Raw genomic sequence first — 8,561 nt, 5'->3', positions numbered from 1 at the left:
GAAGGCATGGATCAGGAGCTGTGGTGGTACCTGCCTGAGCATCGCAAAGCGCGTCGTCCACGCCGGGCCAGAAAGCGCCAGAAGCCTAAGTTTGACCGTGATGTCAGTATCCTTTTCCGACCGGATGACGTCGCACACCGCCGCCAATTCGGACATTGGGAAGCTGATCTTGTCTTGTTCAAACAACGGTTTGGGCAATCAAACGTGACATCTTTAGTTGAGCGTGTCAGCCGGTTTACCGTGCTGCTAAAGAACCCGAACAAACGGACCAAACCCGTTATGGGCAAAATCATGAAAGCTGTCCGTGATCTACCCTACATCGCGCGCCGTTCCATCACCTTTGACCGCGGCACCGAGTTCGTGAGCTGGCCACACCTGCAAGCCGAGATCGGGACGCAAACCTGGTTCTGTGATCCGTCCAGCCCATGGCAGAAAGGCACCGTTGAAAACACAAACCGACGCGCTCGTAGATGGCTGCCAAGGAAGCGCGACATCACGGCAGTCACAGATCATGAATTGAAAATGATCTGCGACCGCCTCAACGCAACACCCAGAAAATGCCTCGGCTGGAGGACACCAGCCGAGGTCTTCCGCGAAAAAATGATGGAAGATATGGGACGCCCCCCCTACCCTCGAAAGGAATAGGAGTCGCGGTTCAAGTAGCGCTCACACCCGACGGATGTGATGTTGCATGTCATCGCCGACCGACTGCAGGCCATTCAGCGGCGAAACTTCTACCAGCTCGCCGCCGAGGCCAGCCACCATGGCCGCTACTACCATGAATACACCATGTCGGTGGACGTCACGCGGGACGGTGCGACTTGGCAGCCGCCGACCAAGGACGTGGAAAAGATCGTGACCGAGGCGCTACGTGATCTGGCCCGCTGGCTCTACCGCCGGCTTGAGGACGAATATGACCACCTCACTTCGGACGAGGCCATTGAGGAGGGGATCATCGTCAACGCGTATACGTTCATGGAAGGAGGGCGGCGGTTCGGGTGAGCGCGCTACTTTCGAAGTACTTTCTCGACCGAACTCTTGATTTGTACGTCAATGTGGCGTACATGATGGGTGGAAAAACAGGAGGCGACCATGCTTGGTTTCCACGACACCACGCGCGCGATCGATGAGCGCAACGAGGCCCGGATGAATTTCCGGACGAAGCCGCGCATCAAGACAGCGATCCAGCAGGCGGCGGCGCTTTCTGGCGTCGACGATTCCGTCTTCACAATGAATGCCGCCTACCAGGCAGCGCTGGTAACGATTGCAGCGCATGAACGGACGGTGCTGCAGCCGGTCGATCATGACGCGTTTTTCTCGGCACTCGATACACCGGCGGCGCCGACCGAGGCCCTGCGTGCAGCCTTTCGTCGGCATGGCAAAACGGTTGTGTCACAGTAGATGGCTGCATCACAACCGGCCTCTTATATCATTGAGCCGTTCGATCCAGAGAGACATGATCGGGCGGCTTTTTCTTGCGGCGTTGAACAGGTAGATAACTACTTTCAGAAGACGGCTAACAAGCTCGCCAAGGCGGACAACGTCCGGCTCTATGTGATGGTCGATCCAGCCGGCACGGTTATCGGTTTCTATGCTCTCAATGCGCACGCTGTTCATTTTCAGGATTTACCTGCAAAGTTCGCGCGGACACGTCCGTCGCACGGCAACATCCCGGCCGCATACATCTCGATGATCGGGCGTGATCAGAAGTTCAGTGGGGGCGGGTATGGCGGCGATTTGCTTGTCGATGCGCTCCGCCGGATTGCGGTTGCCGCAGATGCCATCGGCGTCGCAGTAGTCATGCTCGATGTTCTTGACTGTGGCGATCCCGACCGCGTGGCCCGCCGCAAAGCGCTATACGAAAGCTACGGCTTTCTGCCGCTCGCATCGAACCCGCTGAGGATGTTCTTGCCAGTCAGCGTTGTTCGAGCGCTCATCGCTGAAGAGTAAGCCGTGCAGACGAAGGACGCGGGGCTCACCAAGCTGGCCGGGCTCGGACAGACGGTTGACCGCGGTTGAAGTCCTGAAGAGCCAAGCTGCCAGCCTATAGGTTGGCAGGGTATTGTCACGTTAACCGAAGGGTTGGCTGGCAAGGCCGTAGATGACGGTCATAGGCGATGCTGGCTGCTACTCTCCACGTGCGGAGTGCTTCCATCCGGTGGTAGCGAATGGTCAGGGCGGCGCGGCGGCAAGCTGGAACGGAGAAACAAGGTTCTGTTGCAAACTTTGTATTTCCGTTTCTGCGTGATGGCCGATATGCCGTTGCGCAAAAAAGCAGGCGCGCAGAATGGCGACAAGTTTAAAAGGGGTGCAATACCCCAAGAGCGTGATCCTTTACGCGGTGTACTTCTATGTCCGATATGCGGTTTCTTACCGGGATCTGGAGGAGATCATGGCAGAGCGTGGTGTCGATGTTGACCATGCGACACTGAACAGGTGGGTGGTGAAATTTTCGACAGACCTCGCGGCCGCGGCACAAAAGCGAAAGCGTCAGACAGCCAACTCGTGGCGGATGGATGAAACCTATGTCCAGGTCAAAGGCCAGTGGGCCTATCTTTATCGTGCCGTTGATCGGGACGGCCGAGCCCTTGATTTCATGCTCTCTGCAAAGCGGGACAAGGCTGCCGCACGCCGTTTCTTCAAACGTGCGATTTCAACGAATGGCAGGCCTGATCGCGTTGCTATCGACAAGAGCGGCGCCAATCTGACGGGGCTTCAGGCCGTAAACGTGATCCGTAAATTTGCGGGCAGCGGACGGTTGATCCGGATCATACAAAGCAAATATTTGAACAACATGGTCGAACAGGACCATCGTTTCATCAAGCGGATCACGCGCCCAACACTTGGCTTCAAAGCGTTTCACTCAGCAGCTGCGACGCTGGCTGGGATTGAAACCGCGCACATGATCCGAAAAGGTCAAATCGCCGCGAATGGGAAAACGGGCTTCCAGCAATTCGCCTCTCTCGCAGAATAAGTGCGTCCGCTGACAGGCTGTTCTGCACTCCCTGCTGAAGTTTGCGACAGAACCTCCGCTGGATCCCTGCGAGATTTGACAGGCCCTGGGCTGCGATGAGGCCATGCTCTGCCAAATGGGCCCGTAGCGCATTGATGGTCTGCGTCCTCTGGCGGACAAACAGATCGCGGGTTCGAAAGACCATGGCGCGTGCTTGCTGGCGGGGTGACTTCGGCTCGACGAACCTCATGGTCGGTCGGCTGGCGGCTTCAGCTATGGCCTCTGCGTCAGCCGCATCGTTCTTTTGACGCTTGACGAATGGCTTGATGTAGGCAGGCGGCACCAATCTGACGGTATGTCCCAGAGCACCGATCTCACGTGCCCAGTAGTGCGCCGTGGCGCAGGCCTCCATAGCTACCACGCAGGGCGGCAAATCCGCGAAAAATGCCAACACCTGAGCCCGTGACAGCTTCTTGTGAATAGCAACGCCGCCAGCGGCCGTCGCACCATGAACCTGGAAAACCCGCTTTGCCAAATCCAGCCCAACAATCGCAATTTCTGTCATGGATACTTCCTCCCTTTTGTGATGTGACCCACATCACCTTGGCACATTGCGCTGCCGTCGGGGGGGGTATCCACCCCATCAGTTCTGGGTGGAAATCAACAATAGCGCGCAAAGAAGCGCCCTATTGCTTAAGTAGTTCTTTGATCATCGCCGCCCGCTGGCCAGCTTCCAGACAGATCGGTTTTGACACACGTTCGGGAACAAGATGCCCGAGTATTTCGACTGTGCGATCTAGTGCTGCGGGGAGGCGCGTTGCGAAATTTCGCAACAACTCTGTTGCCCTGCCTGATTGCATTCGGTTCGCACGGCCTTCCGCTTCGAAATGTCTTGGTGTGATTTCGTCAATACCGTAGTGCCCATCAATCGACATGGCCATCCGAAAGCGTTTGCGCTGAAGGCGGCCTGCGGCAATGACTGGTGCCAAGCTTAAGATGTCGTAAAGAGGTGCGAGCCGGAGCCCTCCACCGGGCCTGAGCCGCAGGCTGAAATTTTTCGCGTGGCCGTCGCTGGCACCGATCAGGTAGAAGAAGATCTGAGCGGCGAAGAAGGTTTCACGATCCTCGGTAGGACGATCGGATTCGCGCAGCAACTCCATGATATCTGCAATGCCTGGGCCGCCATCCCTCTGGTATTTTTGCGAAGATGGAATGCCGAGAGATTGGCAACAATCCTCCTGTGGCAAACGTCGAAGGGCTCCATCTTCCCAGATCCGATCAAATCGCTCAACCGCGAGCACGGGGCGCCCGCCGATGATCAGCTTGTCGACCTTAGCGACAGGCAGGCCGAGCTCTCCCGCGAGCGTCATGCAAAACAATTCATTCTCGACGCTGTCGCTCAGATCGATCTGTTCAGGTCCCGGCAAAATGCCCATGGGTGTTTTGAAAATGTGGCTCGTTGGCGTAATGCCGCGGGGCTTGCCCCAACTACCTTCAATCTTGAGATATGCGGTTTTCTCCTGCGCTCCGGCGATTGAGATACGGAAGTCCTCGTCGTCTCCCATCGCTAAAGGAGCCACAGCAAGCCCTTGCAGGTCGCGCGCCATTTCGGTTTCGTCTATGAGACGGTAGTCCATGTCTTCTGTTCCTGGCGTTTCGCCGGGTGGCAGAAACTGGAACGCACCGACACAGTCGCGACCCAGCTCTGACAGCAACGAAAAAACGTCCCTACCTGGCGCGCCGATCCTTTCAGCGATCTTGGCGCGCAAGTCGCCCTCGGCATCCGGAAGCAAGTTGTCGAAAACGGCCATGACAATGTCGCCCTGCCATTTCTGCTGGAACAGCGATAGGCTGGTTGCGATGGGGAAGCGTCCCGAATGGGTCAGCCAGCGATCGTCGTAGGCGAACGAAATCGCACCGTCGGTAGCCTTGGTGAGTGTGCCGACACGGTCTCGACCATGCCAGACCACGGTTTTTGATCGCCGTGGCGGTGGCCTGCGTAACACGCCGCGCGCCATGTTAGCCATCACCCTCGGATGCAATGCGATCTCTGACCGCCAGCTCACCATCCAAGTGTTCCAGTAGTCTTAGGTAAAGGTCTAGGGATACCGAGACATATGCATTCTCAACGTCAGAGATCCGCGACTGCCCGGTCCCAGCGAGTGCGGCCAGCTCTTTCTGAGACAAGCCTGCTGCTTGCCGCCGCGCCTTCAATGCGGCCCCAGCCTGCCTTAGACTACGAATGCTCTCAGTTTCTGTAGGCATCTGACTTCATCATGTTTCCGTGATTTTCTCAATTTATCCCTTACTCGTGATATTTGTCAAGAATCTCGAATAAGGGATCGGCGGCTTAAGTTTGCGCCTCACTTCTTTTGTCGTCGCGAGAACAGTCAGGACTTGAAAAGCCGAAAGCAAATTTTCTGCCGCTGGAGTGCGGCAAGCTGAGAGTTGATGCCCGACTATTGAACGGAATGAAGCGATTTTTCGACCAGTGCCTTTTGGTTCTTGGCATGACGTGCGACCAAGCGTTTCAACGATTTGCCTTTTGTTGGAATAGGACGGGCGGACACGCGTGCGGTCGTCTCTGCAAGGTCCGGGAACAGCGCAAGTAACTCGGCGCGGGCATCTTCCGACACAGCTTTCAACGCTTCTGGACCGGTGAACAAACTCTCGGTGGCCGCGCCGTTGGAAAAGATGATCTCGTGGCGGTCAAAGAGGATGTGGAAGTATTTCACGCTTTCCACATCGTTGGCGATTTCGATGCCCGGCAGACCCACCAGCTTGACTGCGGCAACCAGAACTTCTTCGGCCCCGAACATCCGAGCGGCGATGGACGATCGAAGAAGGACCCGGTGCTGCCGCGACACCATAAGGTCTTTTGCGGGGGTGCCGTGCCCTAACGCACCCGCCGCGATGCGGATCGGTCGCAGTTTCTCTGAAGCGTCCAGATCGGCTGAGGACAATGCTTTGCAGCCGATCCAGCGGACGGATTGATAGCCATTGTCCATGGTCAGAACCAAATCAGCCTCTTCTAGGTCCTCGACCTTCGTTGGGCCGTCGATTGTCAGGATCTCGGTCCCATCGCAGAAGCAAATGATCTCGATCCCGCTGAAAGTTAGAACTTCGCCGGTCGTGAAGTTGACGGTGCCCATCTTGGCGCCGCTGTCATTCGGGTCCTCAACCGCATTGATGGTGTAGGACGACGGGTCCAGCGCGCTAAGATCAATCTTATCTTGGTCCGCCGTGTCGTCAGGGCCGGTGCCACCGGTGATGACGTCCCCATTCGCATGGGCCGCGGATCCGATGATAAAGGTATCATTGCCCGCGCCGCCGGTTTGGCTATCGGCTCCAGCGCCACCGATCAGAACATCGTCGCCGTCACCGCCTGATAGGGTGTCATTACCGGTGCCACCGTCTAGCGTGTCATTCCCGCCGCCGCCAGACAGGGTGTCTTGCCCGCCTGCGCCGATCAGCTCGTTATCATATGAGTTGCCGGTGATCTGGTTCGCGCCAGAGTTGCCGCGCACGTTCTCGAAGTTGAGAACTGTGGTGCCAAAGCCGCTATTCGTCGCGGTTCCGTCGTCATTCAGGGTGATGCCAAGGTTAAAGCCATCGACGACCGCGCCATCAAACGCAAGTGTATCGCTTCCATCGCTGCCATCAAGAACTTCTGTTCCGTCGCCGGACGTGAAATAGCCAACCTCAGCAACGTCATCGCCGCCTTCTAGGTAGACTTGGTCAGTGCCACTGTCGGTGCCCCCCGCGAGCCAAGTGTCATCCCCATCGCCCGCGTAGACCGTATCTTTTCCAAGACCACCAGAAATGGTGTCGTTATCGGCGCCGCCGTAGATCCGGTCATTGCCTGCGCCGCCGTCGATGCTGTCATTTCCCTCGTCGCCGTAAAGCGTGTCATTTCCATCGGCACCTAAAAGCGTATCGTCGCCAGTGCCGCCCGACACGAGGTCGTTACCGCTGCCAGCATTGATGCTGTCGTTACCCGCATAGCCGTAGATTGAGTCATTGCCCGATTGGTAGCCAATCCCCAGAAAGCCAGCGTCGTAGTTGGTGATCTTGTCGCCGCCTGCGTCTGTATAGCCGACAAGCATGGTGTCATCACCGCTTGTCCCGTCGACGCCGGCAGTATCCGGCGCCAAGTCGTAAGAAGCCGTGGTATTAAGGGTAATCGTGGTCGCGATGCCTGACAGCGCAGGGAAGCCGTCGGGGGCATAAAGATAAACCTCGCCCGAAGCAGTCGTGAACACAGCGGCATCTGTTGAACCCAGTAGAGTCCCAAGCAAGGTGCCAATCAAGCTGTATGAGTTAAAGCTCGCAACGCCCTCATAATCGACGGATTGGGACGTGCCATTGATTGTCAAACTGCCGGTTTCGCCTGATGTCAGGACACCGTTGTCTTCGGTGATGGAAATCGAGCCTGACACCGAGGCAAGGGACGGCATAACTGTAAGTGAAAACAGCTGTGCCAAAGTTCCATTAAAGGAATACAGATTTCCTGTGACATCCAATGTCGACGCCATGAACACACTCCTCTCGCACCGGCTCCGCTTCGAAAGCTGCTCAGCGCAAAACAACATGTGGGGAATTCAAAATCAGATCGGTGTTGATCCTTGCCAATTCCTTGCGGCGTAAGGATTTACTGATTGATCTGAGATTTTAGGAAACCCGATGTTGAAAGGCATTTTCCTAAAATTTTGAAATCCTCTCATGCAAAAAATTATTGATCGTCATAAATTCAGGTCCTGCGATTTGACTCATCGCAAGATTTTTAATCAGCTTGGGCAATTGAAGTTGCCGAAGTAGTGGTTTTTCTAGTGATCAAAGCATGCGAAATGCATTATCATGTCTAGCTTGCGCGACCGAAAACAGACGAAAGTGGTGAATGGGTTCCCTAAGGGCGCACAAATTTGAAAAACTTGCAGTATTTGGAGTGTCAGGCGGAGCCTGCGTGCCCTCCAATTGATCTGAAAAGCTAATCTCGAAGGCGCTTTGTATTCCTGCAATTACTCCAAGGTTCTTGGGGGAGGCATGCAAGACCCGCGCCCGCTCCGAATGAGCAGGATTTTCCAGATATTCAACAAGGTTGATTCAAATTTCACCAAAACGATGCGTCTGGCTTAGTTCAAAGTCACTCTCATAAAACAGTCACTGGGCACCCTCCACAGTTGCTATCTTCGGCGCAGAAACCCCCGCCCATTTTGCTTTCCGCTTTGAATAAAATTCTGGCGGATAAAGGGTCAAAAGAAACCGATACCTTTGGGCGACCACCTATCTTCGATTTCACCAAGTGCACTCCTTATGCGTCAGGAATAGCGATGGATTGAATCTTCAGGCGTGGCCGCTCTCATTGAAGGTAACAATTAAGCTGCAATTACACAATCTCATTTTTGCAGTCACAATATTCACTATTTAAAGACAAATTTTAGACATATTTCATGGCCGAAATTAATACTTTAGATAACAATCGTCTAATTCGCGCTTCATTGTATTCTTTTGGGGCATTCCAGAGAGCAGCTGTATGCGGCGCAGATGACCGCAAGTTTTCACCGTGAACGCTTCGTTAGGCCGACTCACTCTAGTATGTGCGACGCTG

At 55.4% G+C, this 8,561-nt stretch carries 7 protein-coding genes and 2 pseudogenes; 5 read left to right on the top strand and 4 right to left on the bottom strand.

What is annotated here, in order from left to right; genetic code table 11:
* The 5 genes and pseudogenes from CLV74_RS21310 to CLV74_RS21290 all read left to right on the top strand — a co-directional run.
* Positions 1-645 (top strand): IS30 family transposase (locus tag CLV74_RS21310; RefSeq protein WP_106268755.1); only part of this gene is annotated, 645 nt, incomplete at its 5' end.
* A 27-nt stretch (positions 646-672) separates the two neighbouring features.
* Positions 673-1,002, top strand: a pseudogene (locus CLV74_RS21305) (antitoxin of toxin-antitoxin stability system); the annotation flags it as partial.
* Between the two features lie 90 nt (positions 1,003-1,092).
* Entirely contained in the window at positions 1,093-1,401 is a 309-nt protein-coding gene (locus CLV74_RS21300; protein WP_106268750.1) for a type II toxin-antitoxin system TacA family antitoxin, read from the top strand.
* On the top strand, positions 1,402-1,950 hold the full coding sequence (locus tag CLV74_RS21295; RefSeq protein ID WP_106268748.1) for a GNAT family N-acetyltransferase: 549 nt from the start codon (positions 1,402-1,404) through the stop codon (positions 1,948-1,950).
* Positions 1,951-2,287: 337 nt separating this feature from the next.
* Positions 2,288-2,968: pseudogene (locus CLV74_RS21290) on the top strand (IS6 family transposase); the annotation flags it as partial.
* Here CLV74_RS21290 and CLV74_RS21285 read toward each other — a convergent pair.
* The 4 genes from CLV74_RS21285 to CLV74_RS23420 all read right to left on the bottom strand — a co-directional run bounded on the left by CLV74_RS21285 (position 2,850) and on the right by CLV74_RS23420 (position 7,488).
* A complete protein-coding gene (locus CLV74_RS21285; protein WP_281260678.1) occupies positions 2,850-3,518 on the bottom strand; it encodes an IS110 family RNA-guided transposase in 669 nt (222 codons plus the stop codon). The pseudogene CLV74_RS21290 and the gene CLV74_RS21285 overlap by 119 nt on opposite strands.
* Before the next feature lie 121 nt (positions 3,519-3,639).
* Positions 3,640-4,971: a type II toxin-antitoxin system HipA family toxin gene (locus tag CLV74_RS21280; RefSeq protein WP_106268744.1), complete on the bottom strand. Its 1,332-nt coding sequence runs from the start codon at positions 4,969-4,971 to the stop codon at positions 3,640-3,642.
* A 1-nt stretch (position 4,972) separates the two neighbouring features.
* Positions 4,973-5,218, bottom strand: a complete 246-nt coding sequence (locus tag CLV74_RS21275; protein ID WP_106268742.1) for a helix-turn-helix domain-containing protein — start codon at positions 5,216-5,218, stop codon at positions 4,973-4,975.
* Positions 5,219-5,412: 194 nt separating this feature from the next.
* On the bottom strand, positions 5,413-7,488 hold the full coding sequence (locus CLV74_RS23420; RefSeq protein WP_170108127.1) for a Hint domain-containing protein: 2,076 nt from the start codon (positions 7,486-7,488) through the stop codon (positions 5,413-5,415).
* Between the last annotated feature and the right edge of the window lie 1,073 nt (positions 7,489-8,561).

It is taken from the genome of Donghicola tyrosinivorans, assembly GCF_003003355.1.
Lineage (GTDB): Bacteria > Pseudomonadota > Alphaproteobacteria > Rhodobacterales > Rhodobacteraceae > Donghicola > Donghicola tyrosinivorans.
The sequence above is the reverse complement of the archived record's forward strand: the minus strand, read 5'-3'. Positions and strand labels throughout refer to the sequence as shown.